The organism is Shewanella sp. 6_MG-2023 (genome assembly GCF_030547195.1).
Lineage (GTDB): Bacteria > Pseudomonadota > Gammaproteobacteria > Enterobacterales > Shewanellaceae > Shewanella.
In genome coordinates, this window is record NZ_JAUOQU010000008.1 from 37431 (window position 1) to 61981 (window position 24551).

A 24551-nucleotide genomic window follows, 5' to 3' on the forward strand; every position below is an offset into this window, starting at 1 on the left:
TGATTCTTAATGTGATGGTTAATTTTTTGATTAAAAAATATAACTTGACCAAATTCTAATTATTAAAGGTAACTTTTGTTATTTTTTGATTTATAATCCCAGCAGAAAGCGATCGCTGACGGATTAGTTTGATCTCAAGTTATTTTTAACTGGCCTCGTTTTCGCAGAATTACTTTTACTTCGCCGTATCACTTGCCTCACTCAGGAAAATACAATGCCAGATTTTCGCCAACAAGCTCTCGATTACCATGAATTCCCAGTTGCAGGTAAAACTGCTGTAACCCTCACTAAACCAGCGCAAACCAGTCATGATCTGTCGCTGGCATACAGTCCTGGTGTGGCAGAGCCGGTAAGAGAAATTGCGGCAAACCCTGATGACGCATATCGTTATACTAATAAAGGTAATACCGTTGCGGTGATTTCTAACGGTACGGCAATTTTAGGCTTAGGTAACTTAGGCCCATTAGCATCAAAACCTGTAATGGAAGGTAAGGCATTACTGTTTAAGCGTTTCGCCAATATTGATTCAGTTGATATTGAAGTGAAGCACAGAACTACGGCAGATTTTATTAATACGGTTGAGTCGATTGCAGATACCTTTGGCGGCATTAATTTAGAAGATATCAAAGCGCCTGAGTGTTTTGAAATTGAAAGAGAGCTTATTGCCCGTTGTAATGTGCCTGTGTTTCATGATGATCAACATGGTACGGCTATCGTAACTGCAGCAGGCATGTTGAACGCACTTGAAATTCAAGGCAAAAAAATTGAAGACGCAGTATTTGTTTGTTTAGGTGCAGGTGCTGCGGCCATTGCTTGTATGACCATGATTGTTAAGTGTGGCGCTCAGCGTGAAAATGTTTACATGCTCGACAGACAAGGCGTGATCCATACTCGCCGTGAAGACATTAACGAATACAAAGCCTTGTTTGCTAACAACACAGACAAGCGTACCTTACAAGATGTGATTAAGGATGCCGACGTATTCTTGGGGCTTTCTGGCGCTGATTTATTAACTGCTGATGACATTGCGCTAATGGCACCAAAACCGGTTATTTTTGCTTGTTCAAACCCAGATCCTGAAATTAAACCTGAGTTGGCTCACTCAATCCGTCAAGATTTGATTATGGGTACCGGCCGTAGTGATTACCCAAACCAAGTGAATAACGTATTGTGTTTTCCTTTCATTTTCAGGGGCGCATTAGACGTTCGAGCCAGTGTCATTAATGATGAAATGAAAATTGCTGCAGTTAAAGCGTTAGCGGCAATTGCTAAAGAACCGGTTCCCGCAGAAGTATTAGCAGCCTACCCACATGTTAATTCATTAAGCTTTGGCCCAGAGTACGTGCTGCCTAAGCCAATGGATCCTCGTTTATTGAAAAATATCGCCAGTGCGGTATCTCAGGCGGCCATTGATTCAGGTGTCGCGGTATTAGATAAGGTACCCACTGACTATTAATCTATTAATGGTTAGATATTCACCTTAGTTAGAAGGGGCATTAGCCCCTTTTTTATTGGCTGAAAATGGCGTTAATAATAAACGAGTTTGACTGCTATAATTAAATGATGCTGAGTAAATGTCACTATTATTTTTGCAAGATTGCAGCAGATAATATAGCTAAATAAGATTATTAAGCCTAAGCTCACTTTTTTAAAACTGCGACAGCATTTTTTTATTAAACAAGTGATAGTATGACGCGTTCAATATAAGGCGAGACTATTAGTATAAAGTAAACGCGTTTAGCATAAACTGAACATGTGATTTTAATATTATTTTTCTAAACTATTTCTCTAATAATAAAAATGTACTCGCAATAAAATAACAATAACTAATTCCCCTTGAGTGCTGTGTTTAAGCAGGATGCTGATAAATGAAATTAACGAAAATGCTAACCAAAAAGCTGATCAGTTTTTGGCTGTTATCGCTCACGGCTGTGGGCTTTATTTTTTTGGTGGGTGCTATGGTCAGTTTCACGCAACTGACCTATAAATTTCAGCAGCAAAAAGTCGATAAGTTAGGGTTGATGTTAGTTGAACACTATCAATCTAAGAGCCAATCCGCAAACCAATCCAAGAGCCAACCCAAGTATCAGTGGGATTTACATGCATGGCTACCGCCTATGCTGATGGCTTTTAACGCCAATTCATTTAAGTTGACCCGTGGTGATGATATTTTATTTGAGTATTACTCCCCTACGGCAGATCAATATCCCACTCTATATAAGCATACGCTTGATAAGTCGTCTAATTTAGCGATGGAGCTAAATTTGCCTCAGCCTTATCTAGTACAACAATTGGGGTGGTATGAATATATCAGCTTGTTTATTGCTTTAAGCGCCATTGGACTGTTTGTCCGTTTTGGATTGCGCTGGTTTACTGAAGAGTTAGACGGCATTGAACATATTGCTCAGCGTAGTCATTTGATTTTGGATGGAGAGCATCAACAAGCATTGCAATATGCGGCTAAGGCCAGACCACGACTGATTAACCGTGCCATGACAAAGTTACTTGTGCAACTGCAAGATGCCCAAAAAGAGCGTGGCCGTTTTGATCAGTTTATTCGCTCGAATACCTTTTTGGATCCCAGCACCCGCATTGGTAACCGCATATTTTTTGAAAACCGTTTGGAGGCGTTAACGCACCAAGAAACCATGATTGCTCATGGAGTAGTGGTGCTGATGAACTTTGACGACTTAGATTTATTGCAGCAACAACATGGTGTTGAAGAAGTGAATGAGCAGCTTAATGACTTAGTGCAAGCTGTACAAAGGTTGCTGGTGAGATTTGAAGAGTCCATTTTTGCTCGCTACAGTTTTAATCAATTTGTCGTGGTAGCGCCGCAACTTTCCCTTGCTGAAGCGGACAGTTTAGCCGGCAAACTGCTTAAAATTGGCATTAGCCAATTACAAAATCAGTCTGACTCTCAAGATAACTATATTCATTTGGGGGCGGCCTTTTATAAGGCTGGCGATCAGCAGCAGCAGATCGTTGAAGAAGTTGAAATGGCCTTGAAAGCAGCGCAATTGCAACGAAATAATAACTGGTTTATGTATGACAAAGGCGCTGTGGATAAAGAGATCGCCAAAGGATCGGTGCGTTGGCGCAGTTTCTTAGAAAGCACCTTAGTTAACCGCCGCTTTGTGACTGTTACTAAAAAAGTGATTGATAGCGATGGCGCAACTTGTCATCAGGAAGTCTTTAGCCGGGCTATTGATAATCAAGGTAATGAGGTTAGGGCGACGTTATTTATACCTATGGCCAACAAATGTGGCTTGATGCCGCAAATTGAGCGGCAATTAATTGAAACTGTATTGTTTGAGCTAATGGCTAATAACCAACAGCATTTTAGTGTTAATTTAAGCCTCGATTCGCTAACCAGTCGCGCTTTTACGCGCTGGCTACAAACCACATTACTTGAGCATCGCCCTTTAGCATCAAGGCTTACTTTTGAAGTGGCTGAAAATATTGTGGTCAAACATCAACAAGACTTGGTAGCCACGCTCGAAATGCTTCGCAAAATAGGAGCCAGGTTGTGTGTTGACCATGTGGGCTTGCAAGTTGTGGGCACTCACTATATTCAAGAGTGTCATTTTGACTTAGTAAAATTGCATCGCTCTATTATTCACCAAATCCATTTAAAGTCAGAAAACCAATTGTTTATTCGTAGCTTAATTGGTGGCTTATATCGCGCTGAAGTGCAGGTATTTGCTGAAGGTGTCAGCAGTTTTGAAGAGTGGCAAACTTTAAAAATTCTCGGTGTTAGTGCCGCCCAAGGTGACTTTTTTAACCATTAGTATTGACCTTGTTTGGGCTAGCTTAAAAGCGTTTTGCTATAAATTGGTACAATAATTGTATCTTACTGTATCAGTAACGACTCATAGTGGGTCGTTATCGGTAGCCGTTCTGGGAGCAATGATAGATTTTGGCCATTTACTCAGCAGATTTTAGCACATTTAACAGTGATAGCATGTTTGATGAACAAGTGTGAAACTTGTATATCTTCGTTTAACAACCTATCTTATGTATAATGGAAAATTAGCCAAATATTACCCTATAAAATTAAGGGACTAGAGGTTAAAATGACACTCGTTATTTTTTTGACACTTTTTTAGTCTTAGTTGGCTATAGTCGTTATGACATCTCGGTAAGTGCGCTATTTTGATGTTGTATAATTGGTTTGATTTTGGCTGCGTAGAGTTGCTTTTCTATGTCATTACATTTGCGAGTCATTGAAGCACAGGGTTTTGAATGAAAAATGGTTTTTTGAACACATTAGCTTTTTGGTGCAAGCCTCAGCCTACTACAGAGTTAGGCTTATACCTTGGCGCGGATACGATTTCAGTTTTTCAGACTAATATTGTCAGCAATGCTGAACAACAAACTGATTCAAAAACAAAACCCTTTGCAAACTCGGCTAAAAACAGTGTTATTCATCAAATCGCTTTTAATGGCGATAATTACTCAAAAGCCTTTGAAATGCTACAGCAAGAATTTGGTGCAGCTAAGCTTCAAATTGTTTTGAGCGAAGCCTTTTATCAGTTAGTCACTGCCGACAAACCCAATGTACAAGCACAAGAGTTAACTCAGGCGCTATTGTGGTCGGTTAAAGATTTAGTTTCAGAGCCTGTTGGCAACATTCAATTAGATTACTTTGAGTCTTCATTAAATACATCCGGAAAAATTAATGTGGTGGTAGCTAATAAAGCGCAGCTGTCACAATTGGCACAAGCTTGTGAGCATCATGGTTTTGTCATTAGCGGCATCAGCATTGAAGAACTTGCCATGACCCACTTATTTGACGATGAGTCCGCCCACATGATTGTTAGTCATGTATCAGGGCAAGAGTTGCTATTAACCGTGGTTAAGCAAGGCGAGCTATTAATGCAGCGCCGAGTGCGCGGTTTCAGTCAAATAGATAGCGCCAGTGCCCAAGACTTACAATATGGATTAGCCGATAATTTGAGTTTAGAAATCCAACGCTCAATGGATTACTTCGAGAGCCAATTACGCCAAGCGCCAGTTCATTCGATTAATTTACTTATCAGTGGTGAATCCCAAGCCTTGGTGCCTTTGGTTGCACAAAACTTTAATCAAACGGTCAGTGTGATCTCACACGACTCAGTAAATGGTCATTTTGCCGCCATGGCATATGCGCAACTCGCTGGAGGTGTTAAGTGATCAAAACCACGGTTAACCTGTTTAGCGTAGACTTATTGCCCGCCAAGTTAAGGCTATCTTTTGAGCGCATGATGCTGGCGGTTGCCGCCGTAGTTGTGCTCAGCCTTATCGCCTGGGGTGTTGGTTTTTGGTTGGAGTCGACTCTTGCCAGTCAGCACGGCGCATTATCAAAGCAAAAGTTGCAATTAGACAACCAAAAAGCGGCGTTAGAGCTGCAATTATCCACCCGTCAACCGGATGCGGATTTAGTTGCTAAAGTCGAGCTTGAGCAGCAACGTCTAGAGTTAAAGCAATTATTATCAGATGAAATAAAACAACGAGATAACATGATAAGTCATGGCTACGCAGGCCTGCTCACCGATCTTGCCTCTGTATCTGATAGTTCTGTGTGGCTAAACCGTATCGTGATTAATCAGCAATATTTTGAATTTGAAGGTTTTGGCTCTCACCCCCAGAGCATTCCGCTATGGGTTGAGCGATTAAAAACCACTGAAACCCTTAAAGGTTATGCCTTTGCCACCATGACAATGGATAGAGGCGAAAACCAGCCTTTGGCGTTTAAGTTGGCGAGCACTGCTGAACAGGGGGCGAAGCAATGAAGCAAACATGGCAAAAACTCGCCACTCAGTTTAATGAGCTTAGTCAGCGCGAAAGAGTATTGATTGCCCTTGCCAGCATAATTGTTGTCGCAATGCTGCTTTATATTCCGGTTGAAACTATCTGGAAAGAAAGATTAAAGCTGTCACATCAAGTCACGCAAATTGAATCTGAAAATGATATTTCAGAGCAACAAATTGCGCTTTATCAGCAGCGATTAGCCATGGATCCTAATAGCGATTATCGCAATAGATTGACCATGATTGAGCAGCAAAATCAGCAGATGGATGCCAATTTAGAAAGCCAGATGATCTCCATGGTGCCAGCCAATTATATGCCGACAGTATTAACCACTTTGCTGGGTAATATTAACGATGTGAAGTTAGTGTCATTTTCCTCTATCGCCCCGCAGCCACTTATTGAGGTGGGCGAAGAAGACAAAATGAACTTATATAGCCATGGTATTCGCTTGACCCTAGAAGGGCGCTATTTTGCTATTTTAAAATTTATTCAGTCCATTGAAGCGATGCCAGACAAATTATATTGGAAGCGTCTCGATTACCATGTTGAGCAACACCCCAATGCCACAGTAGAAATAGAGCTTTATACCTTAAGTATTAATAAGGAGTTTATTAGTGTTGCACAATAAGCAGATACTCATAATCACCTGTGCTATCAGCCTAAGCTTTTTGCTATTCAGTAGCTTAAGTTTTGCAAAAGCATTGAGAGATCCGACACTACCAGGCAAAGGCTACGCAGTGTCATCGACTCAAGTTAATCGTCCGGGCTCATTAGTACTTAATAGCATAATGCATAGTAATAAACCCCATGCGGTGATTAACAACAAAATATTTTTTGTTGGTGATCGCGTCGAAGGGGTACGAATTGAATATATTGGAAAGCAATACGTTAATTTAGCTGATGGCAGAAAATTAACGCTATTTCAATCGATAACAGAGCGATAGGAAATCAATAACAATGAATGTAATTAAGTATATAACCCCTCTGCTATCTCTATGTTTGCTAGGTTGTCAAACCACAGACAGACCCGATCCAACCACGTCTAAAAGTGAGCTGAGTCAATCTCTTGAGCAAGCACAAGCGGCGCAAAATATTGTCCCGCCGCCAGCGCAAATGCCTGAAGATGTGCAGCGTGAATTAAATGGTTCAAGTTCCCTTGGCAGAACCAGTGCATCTTTACCGACTGAGCGCCGCTTTGATGTGTCTGCTAACGATGTTGATGCAAAAGTGTTTTTCCCAAGTTTAGTCCAAGGCACCCCTTTAAGTGTGGCGGTGCATCCTGATGTGACGGGCTCTATTTCTGTATCGCTCAATGGCGTGACGCTTTCTGAAGTGATTAAAGTGATTGAAGACATTTATGGTTATGAAGTTAGCCAAGATGGCCGTATTTTACGGATCTTCCCAGCGGGCATGCGCACTGAAACCTATCCGTTAAATTATATTTATATGGAACGTGAAGGCTTATCACTAACCTCTGTCAGTTCTGGCCGTATCTCAGATAGTAATGACAACTCAAACTCTAATTCAAACAGCAATAGTTCAAATAACAGTAATAGCAATAGCTCAAATAACAGCAGTAATAATAGCAATAACGATGGTAACGATAATACCAACGGCACCTTTATTCGCTCGACCACCAAGTCAAATTTTTGGGGTGAGCTAGAAAAAACCTTAGTATCAATTATTGGCGATACCGGTGGTGGACGCCAAGTGGTGATTACCCCTCAAGCTGGCTTAGTAACTGTGAGGGCTTTTCCAAACGAGCTACGCCAAGTCAGCACCTTTTTAAATATTGCAGAAACCCACTTACAGCGTCAGGTTATTCTGGAAGCCAAGATTTTAGAAGTGACCTTATCTGATGGTTATCAGCAAGGTATTCAATGGGATAACGTATTAGGCCATGCAGGTAGCACAGACATTAGTTTTGGCACTTCACCGGGTAATGGCTTAAGCGATCAAATTACTAATGTGATAGGTGGGGTGACCTCTGTCAGCTTAACCGGTACCGACTTTAGCACCATGATAAGCCTGCTGGATACCCAAGGGGATGTAGATGTACTTTCAAGCCCTCGGGTGACCGCATCTAACAACCAAAAAGCAGTGATCAAAGTGGGTAATGATGAGTACTTTGTTACTGACGTATCATCAACCACGGTTGCAGGAACAACGCCAGTGACCACGCCGCAAGTTGAACTCACGCCATTTTTTTCGGGGATAGCCTTAGATGTGACCCCGCAAATTGATGGTGAAGGCAATGTCTTGTTGCATGTTCATCCATCAGTGATTGATGTGTCTGAGCAAATCAAAGAAATTAAAGTGAGTGGCTCATCATTAGAGCTGCCATTAGCACAAAGTGAAATCCGTGAATCTGACACTGTGATAAAAGCGTCATCAGGTGATGTGGTGGTGATCGGTGGCCTAATGAAGAGCGAGAATATTGAAATCGTCTCTAGAGTGCCGCTACTGGGTGATATTCCTTTCTTAGGGGAAGCATTTACCAACCGCAGTAAATCAACCAAAAAAACCGAGCTTATCATTATGCTTAAGCCTACGGTTGTTGGCGCAGACACCTGGACCAATGAGCTAAAACGTTCAAAAGACCTGTTAGATCGTTGGTACCCAGAGCAAGAATAGCGATGTAAGCACGAGCAAACATTATGTATCAGCAGCACTTTGGCCTGAGTCAGTTACCGTTTACGCTTACGCCAAATACACAGTTTTTCTTTGGTTTGACGCCCCATGTGGAGGCGTTACAAGTGCTGCAAACTGCCATCGTTAATGGTGAAGGCTTTATTAAAGTAACTGGTGAGGTAGGGACAGGTAAAACGCTGATTTGTCGTAAGCTGATGAACGATTTACCGACTAATTATCACTGCGCATATGTACCGAACCCTTATTTAACCCCTGACGAGCTTCGTTGGGCGTTAGCGGCGGAGCTCGGGGTTTTATTAACTGAAAACCTCAATCAGCAGCAACTTACCAGCTTAATTCAAAGCCGTTTACTTGAGCTCAACAGCCAAGGCTTTAAAGTGATTCTGGTGCTCGATGAAGCTCAAGCCTTACCTAATAACAGTTTAGAAACGCTGCGGCTATTTACCAATTTAGAAACTGAAAGCGCCAAGTTAATTCAAGTGGTGTTGTTTGGTCAGCCAGAACTAGATAAGCGCTTACAAGACCCAGCAATACGGCAGCTAAAACAGCGGATCACCTTTAGTTATAGCCTTAGGCCATTAGTATGGGATGAAATTAAAGCGTACCTTAATTATCGCTTAAGTGTTGCAGGCTACCAAGGCAAAGGTTTGTTTAGTGATAAAGACATTAAATTAATCGCCCAAGCGGCAAGAGGCATACCACGGTTAGTTAATGTAATTGCTAATAAAGCCATGTTGCTGTGTTATGCAGAAGGGCGAGCGCAAATAAGCACATCACATTGCCGCGCAGCCATTGCCGATACTGAAGATGCCACACATCTATCACCCAGCAATACCATAAATGCTTGGGTATTTTTTATATTAATTATTAGCGCATCACTGACATGTTTATATATTGTCGATGTTGACTGGTTAGCTGTTTTAAGTGAGTCAATATGAGCGTAATAAATAAAGTTTTAAAAGATTTAGATAAGCGCCAGCAAACCGCAGTAGATGAAAATGGCGCTGCCAATACGACTGAGGCTTTTGTTACTCCCAAAGTGCAATTCCACAGTCAGTTGCAACCAGAATCAACATCTGGCTCAGCAATGGGGGCGAACCGAGGCTTATTCATCGCGCTGGTGATGATAATTACCATGTTGATATTAGGCTTCATGCTTTATCAACAAGGTAAGCAATTACAAAACCTGCAGCCTTTGGCTGAGCATAATCTTCAGTCTAAGGCTGATACTAGCAATGCCAGTGCGAAGGTAACCATAGCGCAGCAAGAGACTGAGAATAATATTACTGAGGCTGAGATTAAAGCCTCGGATCAGCTTGCAGGCGCTGAGCTAAAAGAAAGTGATCTAAATAAAAGTAAGCTAAATGAAACTGATGCTAACCAGCAATCAAAGCTAGCAAATGTAGAGCTAGTAAATGTAGCGTTAGCTGAGCAACAAGACATAGTCGTTAGTGAGCCAGCAAGCCTCAGCGCAGAAGCTAAGGCAGTAACACAACACCAAACGCTGGTTGAGCCTGAAGCCGTCAAAGTGGCTGATAAAACGGCGGATGTAAAAGTGCATTTTGCCCAACATCGCCGTTCAAGCAGCAGTGCAACCGTGGCCAATGTAAATCAAAAAGGTCACATGGCGGTTAAAGAAGTGACCTTAACTAATGAACAATTAGCGAAGAAAAAATTCGACGCAGCAGAAGTGGCTGAGCAGCAGCAAAAAATTGATCAAGCGATTAAAAATTATTATGAAGCTTTAGTACTGCAGCCTTCTATGCATCAAGCAAGAAAGCAACTCGCCGCGCTGTATTACTCAGTCAATAACTTAGGCAGAGCCGAGCAAATTTTAGCCCAAGGGGTGAGCCTTTTTCCTGAAGAGGTTGAATTAGCCATCTTAAAGGCAAAAGTGCAAATCGCCGCGTTTAGTCCCAATAAAGCGCTCAATACCTTGAGTGAGATAGACGATAACAGCGAATGGGCCAGAGACAAGTGGATGTTACAAAGTGATATTGCACAACAAGAAGGTCAATTTGCACTGGCAGAAGCGGCTTATCGCTCATTACTTTCCATTGAACCCTCGCAAGCGCGCTGGTGGATGGGCTTAGCTTATGCGTTAGATTCACAACAACAATACCCTCAGGCGGCAGATGCTTATCGAAAAGCGATGTCATATCGAGGTTTATCAACGGGTGCTATGACTTATATAGAGCAGCGTTTAATTCAACTAGGAGGTAGCCAATGAAACCTAAATTGAAAATGCGTTTGGGCGATCTACTAGTTCAAGAACACATTATTTCAAACGATCAGTTAATGCAGGCTTTAGCGGAGCAGCGTAATTCCGGTAAAAAACTCGGTCGTACCTTAATTGATCTTAACTGTATTACTGAAGATCAATTACTGAAGTTTTTATCCCAGCAGCTTAATCTGCCTTATTTAGATATCAGTCGTCTTTCTATTCCTGCTGAAGTGGTCAGTTTGATCCCTGAAGTACAGGCGCGCCGGTATCGCGCCTTAGTCGTTGAAGCCACCGCTGACAGCGTGACCTTGGCGATGAGCGATCCTGCTGATTTACAAGCAATCGATCACCTTGAAGTGTTTGTAGCACCGAAAAAATTGACCATTGCGGTGACGCCAGAGCGACAGTTACTGGATGCCTTCGATAACCTCTATCGACGCACCGATGAAATTGCAAAAATCGCGGGTGAATTAGAAGAAGAATATGCCGCAGATGACATGTTCGACTTGGCCAGTATCACCAACAGTGACAGTGATAATGAAACCACAGTGGTTAAATTATTACAGTCGATTTTTGAAGATGCTGTGCAAATGCGTGCCTCGGATATTCATATTGAACCCGGTGAAAAAGTACTGCGTATTCGTCAGCGTATCGATGGTCAGTTACATGAAAACACCTTAGATGAAGTCAATATTGCCTCAGCATTAGTACTGCGTTTAAAGCTAATGGCTGGACTTGATATCTCTGAAAAGCGTATGCCACAAGATGGCCGTTTTAATATAGAGGTAAAAGGCCACAAAATTGATATACGTATGTCTACCATGCCGATTTATCATGGTGAGTCGGTGGTAATGCGTTTATTGGATCAATCAGCAGGCTTACTGACGTTGAATGAAACCGGTATGCCGGACCATATTTTGCAGCGCATTCGTAAACAGATTAAGCGACCTCACGGCATGCTGTTAGTTACAGGGCCAACTGGTAGCGGTAAAACCACCACCTTGTATGGCATTTTAAGTGAGTTGAACAAAGCTGATACTAAGATCATTACCGTTGAAGATCCGGTGGAATACCAATTGCCGCGGATTAACCAAGTACAGGTAAATCATAAGATAGGCTTAGATTTTTCCAATGTACTACGTACCACCTTACGTCAAGATCCCGATATCATCATGGTGGGTGAGATGCGTGATCAAGAAACCGTCGAAATTGGCCTTCGAGGCGCATTAACCGGTCACTTTGTGTTATCGACCTTGCATACCAATGATGCCATTACCAGTGCGCTACGTTTACTCGATATGGGTGCAGCCAGTTACCTAGTTGCCAGTGCGCTAAGGGTGATTATTGCCCAGCGGTTAGTGCGCCGCGTATGTGCGAACTGTGCGACTGATTACCAAGCTACAGCAGGCGAATTAGCCTGGATTAACGCCGTAAGCAAAAAAGATCCTAGCCAAGCCAACTTTAAAGTAGGTACAGGTTGTCAAAGCTGTAATGGCTCCGGCTACCGTGGTCGTATAGGTATTTTTGAAATTCTTGAGCTTGATGATGCCATGGTGGATGCGATGCGCACCGGTAACCCGCAAGACTTTGCCCATGCCGCCAAGCAAAGCCCAAGTTTTGTGCCGCTGGCAGACTCAGCATTTGAATATCTATTTAATGGCATGACAACCATAGAAGAGGTAGCCAAACTGGTTGAAGATGTCAGTGAGCTGAGAATGGAGCCCCCCGCTCTGCATAATATTGCTTCAGGGGTCTAATTATGCCGACATTCCAGTATCGAGGACGAAACTCCCAAGGCGCTGCCGTTACTGCCTTAATTGAGTCAGCTAACGAGAATAGCGCCGCAGATGCGTTAATGTCTCGTGGCATTATTCCCCTTGAGCTGCGTGAAGTAAAACCGACCAAGCCTTTTAATCTTGGCGGTATTTTTACTCAAAAAGTGTCATTAGAAGAGCTACAAATTTTTACTCGGCAAATGTATTCGTTAACTCGCTCTGGCATTCCAATTTTGCGTGCTATTGCAGGTTTGGCTGAAACTACGCATTCCCAACGAATGAAAGATGCCCTTAATGATATTTCAGAGCAATTAACCTCAGGTCGCCCTTTATCTGCCGCCATGAATCAGCATCAAGATATTTTTGATTCGCTTTTTATCTCTATGGTTCATGTGGGTGAAAACACCGGTAAATTGGAAGATGCTTTTATTCAGTTATCTGGCTATATCGAACGAGAGCAAGAGACTCGCCGCCGAATAAAGTCAGCTATGCGTTATCCGATATTCGTATTGATCGCTATTACTATCGCTATGGTGGTGTTGAACATCATGGTTATTCCAAAGTTTGCAGATATGTTTTCCCGTTTTGGCGCCGAACTGCCGTGGGCAACTAAAATTTTAATTAACACCTCTAATTTATTTGTTAATTATTGGCATGTAATGACAGTGGTTTTAGTGGCCATTATTGTCAGCATTCGATATTGGCATCACACCGAAAAAGGTGAGCGACAATGGGACAAATGGAAATTACATATTCCTGCGGTGGGCTCAATCATTGAACGCTCAACCTTATCGCGCTACTGCCGCAGTTTCTCGATGATGTTGGGAGCGGGTGTGCCTATGACTCAAGCGCTCAGTTTAGTGGCAGATGCCGTAGATAATAGTTATATGCATGACCGTATTGTTGCCATGCGCCGCGGAATTGAATCTGGTGAATCAATGCTAAGGGTGTCAAACCACAGTGGTTTATTTACACCATTAGTGCTGCAGATGGTGGCAGTAGGCGAAGAAACCGGTCAAATCGATAAATTACTTAATGATGCTGCTGATTTTTATGAAGGTGAAGTGGATTACGATTTAAAGAATTTAACCGCCAAATTAGAGCCGATTTTAATTGGCTTTGTAGCAGGCATTGTATTAATTTTGGCCTTGGGTATTTATCTGCCAATGTGGGATATGCTCAATGTGGTCAAAGGTGGCTAACAATGCATAACGCCACAATGTTTGAGTTAATTGCATAATGCAAAAACAACAGCAATCAGAAAATAATTTGGTTAAGAGCTATATCCGTATTATCAGCATCACCTTAGTGCTCGTGATTATGGTTGTTATCGGAGCGAAACATTTTGCAAGCGTCGAGAGTATCGGCGCTCAAAGTATCCACCGAGAACATAATCGGCTGCTGTATGTGCTGGCGATGGTAAAAAGCCAGTGGCTTAGTCAGGGCAAGCCTCAGCGCTTGAAGTTAAGTTGGGAAAACCTAGCGTCAGGTTCAGCTAAACAACTTAAAAATGATAAGTTGGCTGGGGAGGATAATATTATTTTGATGTCGACTTTTGGCTGGCCAATGCTAAAATCCGCCTCCGCACAGGGTTGTGTTGAGTTATGGCAACAATTGATGGCAAGCAACTTGCTAGATATGGGAGTTAAGGTAAATTACCAAACCGAATTAGAGATTTGTCATTTCGCTACAGCGCAAAGTGGTAGCATTAGTTATCAGGTTTCATCGGGGCGGGTTATTTTTACCGGGTCAGATTAAATTTTAATCGATATAGGTGTTTAATCTACATTAAGTGCTAAAATTTGTTTACATATAAACTTTAGCTGGTTAACAATAGGTAATAAGACTGCAATTAAAACAGGTGTCAGTCTCAATAGAGGTATTTTATATGAAAATGAAGCAACAAGGCTTTTCTTTAATCGAACTGGTTATTGTTATTGTCATTCTAGGCTTGTTAGCGGCAACCGCAATTCCACGTTTTTTAAATGTCACTGAAGATGCGCAAAACGCCAGTGTCGAAGGTGTTGCCGGTGGTTTGGCGACTGCGGTGGGCTTTGTTCGCGCCCAGTGGGAAGTTGACGGTCGTCGTAATACATCTGTGATTTTAGATGGCACGGTTGTTTCTTTAGATACTCGCTTTGGTTTTCCGACAGGTAGTACAAATACTGACGTTACAGCAATGACTGACCTAACGTGTCAGGAAGTGTTTAATAGTGTGCTGCAAAGTGCCCCTCGTAACGACATCTATACTGAAGACGCGCGTGATTTACGCTACACAGTAAAAGTTGAAAAGGGTATTGGCGGAACGGCTACCGGTATCGATGGCTCAGTGGTTCAAAGTATTGATGTTTGTGTCTATCATCAAATTGCTTCATTAACCTTGAATACCAATACAGGTGTTCCGGCGCCAACACCGAGCTTAAATACCGCTGGAGCAAAAGGTGTGACTTATAATCCAGGTACAGGCCAAGTACTCAGTTTTAGTAACGATTAGTTTAATGATTAAGGTAACTAAAGCCTTGATCACACTAGGAAGTAACAGTTAATTACTGAATAAGGATTATTCAGTAATGTTGTAAATGCCATAAATTTTATTTTTTAAAGAGGGTCGACATTATGCAAATCAAACGTAAGCAACAAGGTTTTACATTAATTGAGCTAGTAGTAGTTATTATCATTCTTGGTATTTTAGCGGTAACCGCAGCGCCTAAATTTATTAATTTGCAGGGTGATGCGCGTGTTTCTGCCCTACAAGGCTTAAAAGGTGCTATTCAAGGAGCAAATACTCTAGTGTACTCAAAAGCTGCACTTGCAGGTTTAGAGAAGGGAACTGATGAGTCCGTCGTACTTGTTGCTGCGACAGATCCAGCCGATAATGTAGTAGTCACGACAGATTATGGTTACTTAACGGCCACTCTTTTAAATTTTCAAACAGCAGTTGAATTAAGTGTTTCTGCAGGAACAGATCCTGCGAGTCCATCAATCACAACTGATTGGATTTTTGATGCAGCTACTGGTACTTTCTGGCAAGCAGGTGCACCTTCAGATTGTAAGTTCACATATAAAGCTGCAACAGCGACAGCAATACCTGAATTTTCAGAAATGCCAGATGCTTCTGATTGCTAAAGGTTACTGAAATCAAAAAAGCCTGCTTCTGCAGGCTTTTTTGTGTTTAAAAGAAAATAATTTGCAGCTGTGTAATCTTGGTGGCACATGGTGGCCATGGGGGAGTGATAAAATTGTGGCTATAAATTGCTAAGGTGTTGATTCTATGGTTTAACTGCTCGGTTTTATTCAATGTTATTATCTATGCAAAAGCAACAAGGCTATCTGCTTTAAATATAATTGATACAAACTGATACCGAGACATGCGGGACAGAAATTTGACGAAGTGAGATAATTGACGCCCTTGTTAGGTAAAGGTTGTTTATTTAACAAGTCTCGCCATTAAGGATTAAACCGAGAACATTGCTTAGCCACTTACCTTGCTTGACTCAAGCGCAGTAAGTTTGGAAAAAACGTAGGCATCCATATTTTATATTGTCGTATCTATAGGTCGTATTTATGCAAAAACAACAAGGTTTTACCTTAATTGAGTTAGTGGTAGTCATTATTATTTTAGGTATTTTAGCGGTGACCGCAGCGCCTAAATTTATCAACCTGCAAGGTGATGCTCGTGTGTCAGCTTTAGCCGGGATGAAGGGGGCACTTCAAGGTGGCAACACTTTAGTTTATTCAAAAGCTGCGTTAGCCGGTGAAGAGAAAGAAGCTACTGGTAGCGTAATCATCAGTACAGGTGTAACTGTTGCAACACAATATGGATACCTGAAAGCGACTAAAGCTGAACTAGAGAAAGCATTAGAAGTGTCATTTGACGATATTGCTGCAGTGGATACTGGAACTAATGATTGGATTATTACAGAGACGGAAGGGACTGCTCCAGCAGCTGGCAGTGCTGTTATTTATCAAAGAGGTGCGCCCGATACGTGTATATTCACTTATACAGAAGCAACTCCAACGACGATTCCAACTTATGTAGCTGTAACTGATCCAGACAACTGCTAATGCAATGAAAACCTAAAAGCCCGCTTAGTGCGGTTTTTTTTGTGGCTAAATATCCGTTTTAAAAGCCTTTATGTGCTTTGCGTAACACGCAGCTAATATTAAATGGTGATAAAATTGTTGTGATAAAGGAATAAGTTCGTGAGCAATAAATATTGTTTCATACGGACTGTAGTAGTTCTATTTTAATGAAGGTTTTCAAATGCAAAAACAACAAGGTTTTACGCTAATTGAATTAGTGGTAGTCATCATTATTTTAGGTATTTTAGCGGTTACCGCTGCGCCTAAATTTATCAATTTGCAAGGTGATGCCCGTGTTTCTACACTGCAAGGTGTTAAAGCGGCGATTCAAGGTGCTAATAGCCTTGTATATTCAAAGGCGGCATTAGCTGGCCAGGACAAAGAAGCTGTTGGCAGTGTTGATTTAGGCAATGGTATTGTTGCCGCGACAGTATTTGGTTACATCGCTGCTGATGAAACTGAAATTGAAAAAGCTGTCGACATATCATCTTCAGATTGGGATATTCAAGCTGCAGTTTCACTTAATGGTGATACGGTGGTTTCAATTACTCAGGTCGGTGCGCCTGTAACTTGCTTAATACTTTATACGCAACCAAGCTCAGCTGGCCAGTTACCAGTATTTTCAGCTATACCTGCAGCAAGTGATTGTTAGTATGAAATCGCTTCAAAACTAAAGCCTGCTGTTGCAGGCTTTTTTATTGGCAGTATTTCAGTATGTAAGCTGCTTACTGGCTAACATTACCAATCAGCTAAATGGCAATTTTAATAAAGGATATCAAGACGTTTATGCTATATTTTGCCATACTAATAACTGATTTACTTTTTGATAGGTGGTAATGATCTTTTCACTGGGGCTTAAACATAAACGCGTTCATTGTGGCTTTACCTTAGTTGAGCTGGTGACTACGATTCTAATCGTAGGGATTATTGCTGTGTTTGTGATCCCAAGGCTCATCCCCCAGTCCAGCTATAGCGCGTATTCTTTGCGAAACGAATTTATTAGTGAGCTGCGCCAAGTGCAGTTAAGAGCAATGAATAATAGCGATCGTTGTTATCGTATTAGTGTGTCGCCAACGGGTTATCAGCTTAGCCACTATTCGCAAACGATTAACACCGCCTCCGCAAGCTGTAATACCGCAAACCTGTTGAGAACAGAAGTGGAACAAGCTTTTCAGGGTGGCGCTTATATCGAGCTGGCCAGTACAAGCGCGACGACCTTCTTTTTAGATTTTGATAATTATGGCCGCTCAAACATTAATTGCTCAGGCCTGTGTTTTAATGCGGTAGCCGATGAAACCTTAGGTATTGCAATGGAATCTGAGGGCTACATTCATGGCCTATAAATTATCCCCATTTAATGCTTTTACAACTAAAAAATCAGGTTTTACTTTGATTGAACTAGTGGTGGGTATGCTTGTGTTGAGCATATCCATTGTACTGATGACCTCAATGCTGTTACCCCAAGCTGATCGCGCCGTTGAAACACTTTCACGGGTTCGCTCTGCTGAGCTTGCCCATTCGGTGATGAATGAGATTTGGGGTAAGCGCTTTGATGAAAATACCGATCCAAATGGTGGTATACCAGCGTGTAATTCTGCTGCTGGGGTAGCTTGTTCAACCACGCTGGGGCCAAACGGTGAAAGCCGTAATAATTTCAATGATGTGGATGATTACAAAGGCTTGAATATTAGCAGTCTCATGCTTGACTCAAACCAGACCTACGCCGAGGTGTATTTGGGCTATGAGTTAGAAGTTGATGTGTCATACCTTAACGGCCAAGCCGAAAAATTAATTACTGTAGATGTCACTACACCTGCTGGTGAAGTGATCACTTACCAAGCGGTAAGGAGTAATTACTAATGGGCATACTGCAACGGGCAAAACCTTTATCAAAAATAGGCGCGAAACAGGTCGGTTTTACCTTAATTGAAATGGTCACGGTTATTTTGATTTTGGGCATACTGGTGGTTGGAGTCAGCGGTTTTATTATTTTTGGCACCCGTATTTTTGTTGAATCAAGCTCAATTGATCAAGTGCTTAGCCAAAGCCGTTTTGCGGTTGAGCGTATGACTCGCGATATTCGTAATGCAGTGCCAAATAGCGTCAGATTACGCACTGCAACAGGTGGCAGTTATCAATGTATTGAATTATTGCCCATTGATTCCAGCACCAGTTACCTTGAGCTGCCCATTTACCCTGATGATGCCCTTGTCAGCGGCACAGTGATTGATAATGGCATTAGCATTAACGCAGGGCAATATGCGCTGGTTTATCCACTCGCTAGCAATAGCAGCGGCGTTAACGATGTATATCAAGCCAGCAGAAACAAACGCTTTGAACTGCAATCAAGTTCAAGTTCAGCCAATGTGCTTACGCTAACATTTACTGGCCTAGCTCAATTTGCCGAGCAGTCGCCAATTAAACGTATCTACTTTGCCAGTCAGCCTATTAGTTATTGTTTTGAAAGCCCTATAGGCAATAGTGAGGTAAAACTTTATCGTTACGCTGACTATGGCTATATAGCGAGTCAGCCCGCACCATCGCAAATGGGCACTGCGGTATTGATGGCAGAAAATGTTAGTAACAATCTGCTACTAGAGCCTGCTATTAAACTGACTGAACAAAACCTAATGCGAAATGCCATAGTCCATATTGAACCCAGATTTAGTGTTAATGGCGAAACGTTCAAATATCAGCATCAAGTTAAGGTGACGAATGTTCCATAACCCCTTAAACAAGGCACTAAGCGCTAGTGGCTTAATAGCAAGACGTCAACGAGGCAGCGCCTTGGTGATTGCTATTTTTGTATTAATCGTCATGTTTTTATTGGCGGGCACATTAATTCGGATGCTGGAAGATGGTGATGATGCCGTCAATCTTGAAGTGTGGGGCGCCAGAGCCTTATTTGCCGCCAATAGCGGCGCAGATGCTGAATTAGCAAGCTTATTTCCGGTTGCTGGTGGGGTTGGTGTTTGCAATTCAGTACGTCATGAATGGAGCGCTCCATCAACAATTGGTTTCCACGGCTGTAGAGTCTTTTTGGCCTGTAACCCAACGGTGGCTAACGGCGTGACCCAATACAGCATTCTTAGCTATGCAGTTTGTGAAACCGGTAATTGTAGCGGCGATGCGGCTACAACAGATTGCCTGCGGGTTAATCGACAAGTAGAGGTAGAAGCCCGTGGTGATTAGTATTCTAAAAAGTAGTGTCACAGCGTTAGTTATGTGTTGTTTTTTGATAATGCCAGCTTATGCATTTGAGGTTATTGATCAGAATGTTATTTGGGCTGATGTTGCCCAAGGTCATCGCGGGAATAATAACGGTAACTGTGCTTCAGGCACACAGTTATCGTTAAGTAATCAAAGTCGAATTAATGGTACTAATGGAGATGATTTACAGTTTTGTTCTATTAGCATTGTAAATGGTAATGGGAGAAGCTGCGATACTGCTGCTGGCGGTGATCGCACTTGTACTATTACCGGTAGAGATATCCGTGGCTTAGCGATGAACGGCACTAACAAATTTGAGACTAGTAATGGCAGGGCTGGTAGTGATTCTTGTAATAACAATGCTCAAATAACATTGGGTGATGGCGGTGAAAATGAATTTACAGAGATTAAGCTAGATAATTGTACGGCTACTATTACAAATGACTTTAATGAATATCGTTTTGATAAACTTGAACTGACTAATCGGGGTAAATTGATCTTGTCGGGTGGTGATTACTGGGTCGATGAATTACTTTTAGGTAGCGACTCATCCATTGAGTTACTTGGCGATGTGAGAATTTTTGTTAACCAGTCTGCGAATTGGAGTGATCGAGTAAAGCTGAATGATGGTAATAACTTTGAATTGCAATTAATTACCTATAGTTCACTAACACTAGCCAGTGGCACTACGGTTAATGGGTTGATTTTTGTTGATGGGACCTTGTCAATGACCAATCAGTCAATTATTAATGGTCGTGTGACAGCTAGAGTGTTAAATATGACCTCATCGACTATCAATGATGCATCATCCAACCCTGTCATTCCATTCCATATTCAATACGGTAAGTCTATATCTATAACTGATCCGAATACTGGAGCTACAACAGGGAGTGTTAGTTTTGAGACGCCTTTCCCCGCAGGTTCAACACCGCTAATCTTTTTAATGCCGACCATTTCTGAAACTGATGCAAATGGTGATGGCCCCGCTTCAGTTTATTTAACTCAAAACAGTGTTAGCACATCAGGCTTTAGCTGGGAGCAACAAGAGCCACCTACCTCAGGAAATCGAAAGGTTGATTCAAAACCTATGACTGAGGTGCACTGGATTGCAGTGACGGAGGGCACCCATGACTTATCCAATGGCACCGAATTGATCGCCGGAACTGTGGCTGTAGATGATGCGCTAATTGGATCAAACTCACCTTATACCGATGTGATATTACCCGACACCCAAGATATCTTTTTGCACCAAATACAAACTCAGGTTAATAATTGTTGGCTTACCACTACCTCGCAATTTACAACGACTGGGGCTGAAGTTGCTTTAGAAGCATCTGAGGTTAGGGTGACAAATCCGAATCGGTGTATGGACGGTGGGTTAGATAATAATGGGCTTCAAGCCGAAACCGTAGCGTATATGTCGTTAAAGGCAGGTAACGGTACTATTGAGTTAAATGGTGAAAGTACAAATTTTCATTTTGGTAATGCTCAAACCTTTAATGCTGGTGGAGCATTAAATTTAAGTGACCAGTGTAATTTCACTACATCATTAACTGGCTTTACTAATACTCCCTTACTGGTTTCAGGGAAAACTAGCCGACGCGGTGGTGATGGCGGTTGGCTACGTCGATGTAAACTGACCAGTGACACCGTCAGTATGGTAGTTGATGAAGATACTTATCGAGGTTCTGAGCGAAGTCATTTATGGGAAAATTATAGCTTCGTCGCATTAGAAAAAATAGAACCGCTTACGCAATGTTTTACTGATGACTTTAACCGCAGTGATTTAGGCACTGATTGGGTCGCTGCTCGCTCAAGTGGTAACTTCACTCCTTCGATTGTCAGTAATAGATTACAGCTTACAGAAGCCGCTGGAAACCAGGCAACTTCAACGACATACCAACGTTTATTTCCTGCAGCTGATAATCTCATAGAGATTGAATTTGATCACTTTGCTTATAACGGTAGCGGTGCTGACGGTATAGCATTGGTGTTTTCAGATGCCTCGATAACACCACAACCAGGTTCTGCTGGTGGGCCATTAGGCTATGGCTATAGAGGTAACGTGGCAGGCTTTGCTGGTGGCTGGCTCGGTATTGGTATTGATGAATATGGCAACTTCTCAGCAGAAGGTGGAGATAGCAATATAGGCCGCCGCCGTCAAAGTGTCGCTATTCGCGGTTCTGGCAGTGGCACCAGTGGCTACCCTTATTTACGAGGGACTTGTAATAACGGGACTTCGAATACCAATGGTGACTGTCTATCGCCTAAAGTGGATGATAACAATACCAGTCCTGCACACCGATATAAAATCATTATCGACTCAAGAGTAACAGGAGAGTCATGGGTGTCAGTCTCACGCGATACAGGAAGTGGCTTTGTTGAGGTAATCCCTCTCTTTGATGTTTTAGATATTCCTACACAGGCTGCAATACCTGATGATTTTATTCTTTCTATTACAGGCTCCACAGGCGGTGCAACCAATATCCATGCAATAGATGATGTAGAGTTTTGTGCGCTTGATTCTTCCCCTGTAGGGGTAGTGATTGATCACTTTGAGTTCACTCATACTGGCGCGGCATTAACCTGTAATGCTGAGCCTATGACGTTGAAAGCTTGTGCTAATGCAGACTGTTCTCAAACTATTCCAGACTTTGTTACGGCGACATTGAGCCCTGTATCCATCGCCACGGGTGGTGGCTGGGTTGGTGGTAATGTGGTTAGTTTTAGCAATGGTAGTACTAACTTAGCGTTGCGTAATAATGTGGTCGGCCCAGTCACGATAGATGTTTCAGGTTCATCGCCAGGTGCTAAGCCTTTTAGTACTACTTTATGTAGCATTGCCGGTAATACCCCCACAGCGGCGCAATGTACTTTTAATTTTGCTGACAGCGGCTTTATTTTTACTGTGCCGGACAAGCTGGCTAATAAACCTGCCTCTGGTATTAGCGTTTCTGCGGTGAAAAAAGATGATGCCTCACAAGCGTGCGTACCGCAATTTGCTGATGTGACTAAAGATGTGGGCTTTTGGAGCGATTACGTTTCGCCGAGTTCAGTTATATCTGGGGCGCAAGTTGCAGTAACCGGTAATGGCGCAGCAACTGATATAGGGACATCCGTTGGCGCACGCACACTGATATCGCTGGATTTTGATGCTAATGGCGAAGCCGATATTAGCGTGAATTACCCTGATGCGGGTCAGATGCAATTAAATGCGCAATACGATGGCACTGGCGAGGAAGATGGATTAGTGATGGTGGGCGCAGACTCATTTGTCAGCTTTCCTGTGGGTTTATGCGTTAAACCTGTTGATGCCAATGCTAGCTGTGCAGCGGGCGATAGCAGTTGCAATGTATATAAAAAAGCCGGTGAGGAGTTTGATTTAACGATACAAGGTATGGCTTGGCAGTCTGATAATGATGGCGATTTTTGTGACAACTTAACTACGCCTAACTATATCCATAGTGGGATGACTTTGGGCAGTGAACTGGTGTCGCCAATACCTGGTGAGCAAGGCAGTCTTAGTATTGGTAATTACAACCATATTGCTGCGACTAATAATACCAATACTATTACGCAATCTATCAGTGAAGTAGGGGTATTTGAGTTTACAGTTAAGTCGCCATCCACTTATGAAGGTTCAAGTTTTTACGATATCCCTTTGGCAAGCTCGGGCAATATAGGCCGCTTTGTACCTGATAGATTCGCCATTAGTGGCGTGAGTGTTTTACCTAGCTGCACAGGCTTTAGTTATATGGACCAGCCATTCCCACTGGCAATGAATATCAGTGCCTTTAATATTGGCAGTGAGGTAACTAAAAATTATCAAGGCAATTTCTCTAAAGCTACAGGGTTATTAGTGGGTGAAGACAGTGATAATGGCGATGACAAACGCAATCGCTTGAGCGCATTGCCAATATCCGCAAGCTCTTGGGTTGCAGGTGTCGCAACTGTGGATAGTAGCTATATGGCGACACTGAGCAGGCTTGCTGCTCCTGGTAAAGATGGCCCTTTTGACAGTTTTGATATTGGGGTTATTGTCGATGACAACGATGGTGATTTCGCCTTTGTGGCCAACCCTGATATGAATGCGGCCACCTCGGGCATTTGTGGCAGCAATTGTGATGCTAAATTGCTTTCTACTCAGCGTTTTCGCCATGGACGCATCGTGATGGATAATACCTATGGTGCTGAAAACGATACCCTAAAAATGCCAATTCGTGCTGAATATTGGAATGGCAGTGACTGGGCTACAAATGTTGAAGATAGTTGTAGTGTGGTTACGCCAGCATTAACTCGTCAAACTGATGATGCTGCATTGGGTTATCAATTTGAACCGGCATTAACGTCTGGCCAAGCGATTGAGCGAACTGGTCAATCAAGCAGTTTTGCTAACGGTGAGTTTACCTTGTTATGGAATGCACTTATCACTGGCCCTAATGATTATAGAGGCCAAGTTAGCGCGCCTTTAACTGTGCCAGTGTGGCTGCAATGGTATTGGGATTGGGACGATTTATCTTCCACCACCCTTTATGACCCAAGAGCTAGCGCTTTTTTTGGTCGCTATCGTGGTCATGATCGGATTATCTATTGGCGCGAAGTCCGTTAGCTGCTGATTTTAGCGCTTAGGTCATTTGCCTTAATGTCATTAATACTACTTTTGAGCTAACGCTGACCAAAACTTACTGCTGTTAAGCCGTGAGTCTTGGATATCGCGATTCCATGGAGGTTGGTTTTTGATGTTTTTTTTCAGCGTTTATAGGCTGTTTTAAGTCAAAATTTAATTAATTTGCCTAATATAGAAAAAAAAACCC

21 protein-coding genes are annotated in these 24551 nt (G+C 42.4%); all 21 read left to right on the forward strand.

Annotation, left to right across the window (positions count from 1 at the left end; all coding sequences use genetic code 11):
* Nucleotides 1-214 precede the first annotated feature (214 nt).
* The 21 genes from Q4533_RS06620 (at nt 215) to Q4533_RS06720 (ending at nt 24346) form a co-directional block, all read left to right on the forward strand.
* A complete protein-coding gene (locus Q4533_RS06620) occupies nt 215-1456 on the forward strand; it encodes a malic enzyme-like NAD(P)-binding protein (RefSeq protein ID WP_102440015.1) in 1242 nt (413 codons plus the stop codon).
* Between the two features lie 412 nt (nt 1457-1868).
* Nucleotides 1869-3791 carry an RNase E specificity factor CsrD gene (csrD, locus tag Q4533_RS06625; RefSeq protein WP_102440014.1) on the forward strand — a complete coding sequence of 641 codons (1923 nt, stop codon included), beginning with the start codon at nt 1869-1871 and terminating at the stop codon, nt 3789-3791.
* Between the two features lie 454 nt (nt 3792-4245).
* Nucleotides 4246-5175 (forward strand): MSHA biogenesis protein MshI, encoded by a 930-nt coding sequence (locus Q4533_RS06630; RefSeq protein ID WP_303502437.1) that lies wholly within the window; start codon nt 4246-4248, stop codon nt 5173-5175.
* Nucleotides 5172-5774: a fimbrial assembly protein gene (locus tag Q4533_RS06635; protein WP_102475449.1), complete on the forward strand. Its 603-nt coding sequence runs from the start codon at nt 5172-5174 to the stop codon at nt 5772-5774. The genes Q4533_RS06630 and Q4533_RS06635 overlap by 4 nt, the downstream gene beginning before the upstream one ends.
* The gene (locus tag Q4533_RS06640) at nt 5771-6421 is read left to right on the forward strand and encodes an MSHA biogenesis protein MshJ (RefSeq protein WP_102440011.1); all 651 of its coding nucleotides are present in this window, start codon (nt 5771-5773) and stop codon (nt 6419-6421) included. The genes Q4533_RS06635 and Q4533_RS06640 overlap by 4 nt, the downstream gene beginning before the upstream one ends.
* Nucleotides 6422-6425: 4 nt before the next feature.
* Nucleotides 6426-6737: an MSHA biogenesis protein MshK gene (locus Q4533_RS06645; RefSeq protein WP_102440049.1), complete on the forward strand. Its 312-nt coding sequence runs from the start codon at nt 6426-6428 to the stop codon at nt 6735-6737.
* Nucleotides 6738-6750: 13 nt separating this feature from the next.
* A complete protein-coding gene (gene mshL, locus Q4533_RS06650) occupies nt 6751-8427 on the forward strand; it encodes a pilus (MSHA type) biogenesis protein MshL (RefSeq protein ID WP_102440010.1) in 1677 nt (558 codons plus the stop codon).
* A gap of 23 nt (nt 8428-8450) precedes the next feature.
* The gene (locus Q4533_RS06655; RefSeq protein WP_303502438.1) at nt 8451-9383 is read left to right on the forward strand and encodes an ExeA family protein; all 933 of its coding nucleotides are present in this window, start codon (nt 8451-8453) and stop codon (nt 9381-9383) included.
* Entirely contained in the window at nt 9380-10675 is a 1296-nt protein-coding gene (locus Q4533_RS06660; protein ID WP_102475450.1) for a lipopolysaccharide assembly protein LapB, read from the forward strand. The genes Q4533_RS06655 and Q4533_RS06660 overlap by 4 nt, the downstream gene beginning before the upstream one ends.
* Nucleotides 10672-12426: a GspE/PulE family protein gene (locus tag Q4533_RS06665; protein WP_102440007.1), complete on the forward strand. Its 1755-nt coding sequence runs from the start codon at nt 10672-10674 to the stop codon at nt 12424-12426. The genes Q4533_RS06660 and Q4533_RS06665 overlap by 4 nt, the downstream gene beginning before the upstream one ends.
* A 2-nt stretch (nt 12427-12428) precedes the next feature.
* Nucleotides 12429-13646 carry a type II secretion system F family protein gene (locus Q4533_RS06670; protein WP_303502440.1) on the forward strand — a complete coding sequence of 406 codons (1218 nt, stop codon included), beginning with the start codon at nt 12429-12431 and terminating at the stop codon, nt 13644-13646.
* Nucleotides 13647-13683: 37 nt separating this feature from the next.
* Nucleotides 13684-14202, forward strand: coding sequence for an MSHA biogenesis protein MshF (locus Q4533_RS06675; RefSeq protein ID WP_303446117.1), 519 nt, complete (start codon nt 13684-13686; stop codon nt 14200-14202).
* A gap of 130 nt (nt 14203-14332) precedes the next feature.
* Complete coding sequence (locus Q4533_RS06680) at nt 14333-14938, forward strand: prepilin-type N-terminal cleavage/methylation domain-containing protein (RefSeq protein WP_102440004.1); 606 nt, start codon at nt 14333-14335, stop codon at nt 14936-14938.
* A 122-nt stretch (nt 14939-15060) separates the two neighbouring features.
* Entirely contained in the window at nt 15061-15570 is a 510-nt protein-coding gene (locus Q4533_RS06685) for a prepilin-type N-terminal cleavage/methylation domain-containing protein (protein ID WP_303502443.1), read from the forward strand.
* A gap of 438 nt (nt 15571-16008) precedes the next feature.
* A complete protein-coding gene (locus tag Q4533_RS06690) occupies nt 16009-16509 on the forward strand; it encodes a type II secretion system protein (RefSeq protein ID WP_303502444.1) in 501 nt (166 codons plus the stop codon).
* Between the two features lie 199 nt (nt 16510-16708).
* On the forward strand, nt 16709-17179 hold the full coding sequence (locus Q4533_RS06695) for a type II secretion system protein (RefSeq protein WP_303502446.1): 471 nt from the start codon (nt 16709-16711) through the stop codon (nt 17177-17179).
* A gap of 184 nt (nt 17180-17363) precedes the next feature.
* On the forward strand, nt 17364-17870 hold the full coding sequence (locus Q4533_RS06700) for a Tfp pilus assembly protein FimT/FimU (RefSeq protein WP_303502448.1): 507 nt from the start codon (nt 17364-17366) through the stop codon (nt 17868-17870).
* Entirely contained in the window at nt 17860-18387 is a 528-nt protein-coding gene (locus Q4533_RS06705) for a prepilin-type N-terminal cleavage/methylation domain-containing protein (RefSeq protein WP_102440001.1), read from the forward strand. The genes Q4533_RS06700 and Q4533_RS06705 overlap by 11 nt, the downstream gene beginning before the upstream one ends.
* Nucleotides 18387-19253 carry a PilW family protein gene (locus Q4533_RS06710; protein WP_102531489.1) on the forward strand — a complete coding sequence of 289 codons (867 nt, stop codon included), beginning with the start codon at nt 18387-18389 and terminating at the stop codon, nt 19251-19253. The genes Q4533_RS06705 and Q4533_RS06710 overlap by 1 nt, the downstream gene beginning before the upstream one ends.
* Entirely contained in the window at nt 19243-19719 is a 477-nt protein-coding gene (locus tag Q4533_RS06715) for an MSHA biogenesis protein MshP (RefSeq protein WP_102520454.1), read from the forward strand. Before Q4533_RS06710 ends, Q4533_RS06715 begins: the two co-directional genes overlap by 11 nt.
* Nucleotides 19709-24346, forward strand: coding sequence for a DUF6701 domain-containing protein (locus Q4533_RS06720; RefSeq protein ID WP_303502450.1), 4638 nt, complete (start codon nt 19709-19711; stop codon nt 24344-24346). Before Q4533_RS06715 ends, Q4533_RS06720 begins: the two co-directional genes overlap by 11 nt.
* The last annotated feature ends 205 nt before the right edge of the window (nt 24347-24551 follow it).

Excerpts from the sequence above, each read along its gene's own strand:
- Q4533_RS06700 (WP_303502448.1), top strand. The coding sequence starts at position 17,364 with ATGATCTTTTCACTGGGGCTTAAACATAAACGCGTTCATTGTGGCTTT.
- Q4533_RS06665 (WP_102440007.1), top strand. The coding sequence starts at position 10,672 with ATGAAACCTAAATTGAAAATGCGTTTGGGCGATCTACTAGTTCAAGAA.
- csrD (WP_102440014.1), top strand. The coding sequence starts at position 1,869 with ATGAAATTAACGAAAATGCTAACCAAAAAGCTGATCAGTTTTTGGCTG.
- Q4533_RS06710 (WP_102531489.1), top strand. The coding sequence starts at position 18,387 with ATGGGCATACTGCAACGGGCAAAACCTTTATCAAAAATAGGCGCGAAA.
- Q4533_RS06655 (WP_303502438.1), top strand. The coding sequence starts at position 8,451 with ATGTATCAGCAGCACTTTGGCCTGAGTCAGTTACCGTTTACGCTTACG.
- Q4533_RS06690 (WP_303502444.1), top strand. The coding sequence starts at position 16,009 with ATGCAAAAACAACAAGGTTTTACCTTAATTGAGTTAGTGGTAGTCATT.
- Q4533_RS06630 (WP_303502437.1), top strand. The coding sequence starts at position 4,246 with ATGAAAAATGGTTTTTTGAACACATTAGCTTTTTGGTGCAAGCCTCAG.
- Q4533_RS06680 (WP_102440004.1), top strand. The coding sequence starts at position 14,333 with ATGAAAATGAAGCAACAAGGCTTTTCTTTAATCGAACTGGTTATTGTT.
- Q4533_RS06705 (WP_102440001.1), top strand. The coding sequence starts at position 17,860 with ATGGCCTATAAATTATCCCCATTTAATGCTTTTACAACTAAAAAATCA.
- Q4533_RS06620 (WP_102440015.1), top strand. The coding sequence starts at position 215 with ATGCCAGATTTTCGCCAACAAGCTCTCGATTACCATGAATTCCCAGTT.
- Q4533_RS06685 (WP_303502443.1), top strand. The coding sequence starts at position 15,061 with ATGCAAATCAAACGTAAGCAACAAGGTTTTACATTAATTGAGCTAGTA.
- Q4533_RS06660 (WP_102475450.1), top strand. The coding sequence starts at position 9,380 with ATGAGCGTAATAAATAAAGTTTTAAAAGATTTAGATAAGCGCCAGCAA.
- Q4533_RS06670 (WP_303502440.1), top strand. The coding sequence starts at position 12,429 with ATGCCGACATTCCAGTATCGAGGACGAAACTCCCAAGGCGCTGCCGTT.
- Q4533_RS06640 (WP_102440011.1), top strand. The coding sequence starts at position 5,771 with ATGAAGCAAACATGGCAAAAACTCGCCACTCAGTTTAATGAGCTTAGT.
- mshL (WP_102440010.1), top strand. The coding sequence starts at position 6,751 with ATGAATGTAATTAAGTATATAACCCCTCTGCTATCTCTATGTTTGCTA.
- Q4533_RS06675 (WP_303446117.1), top strand. The coding sequence starts at position 13,684 with ATGCAAAAACAACAGCAATCAGAAAATAATTTGGTTAAGAGCTATATC.
- Q4533_RS06695 (WP_303502446.1), top strand. The coding sequence starts at position 16,709 with ATGCAAAAACAACAAGGTTTTACGCTAATTGAATTAGTGGTAGTCATC.
- Q4533_RS06715 (WP_102520454.1), top strand. The coding sequence starts at position 19,243 with ATGTTCCATAACCCCTTAAACAAGGCACTAAGCGCTAGTGGCTTAATA.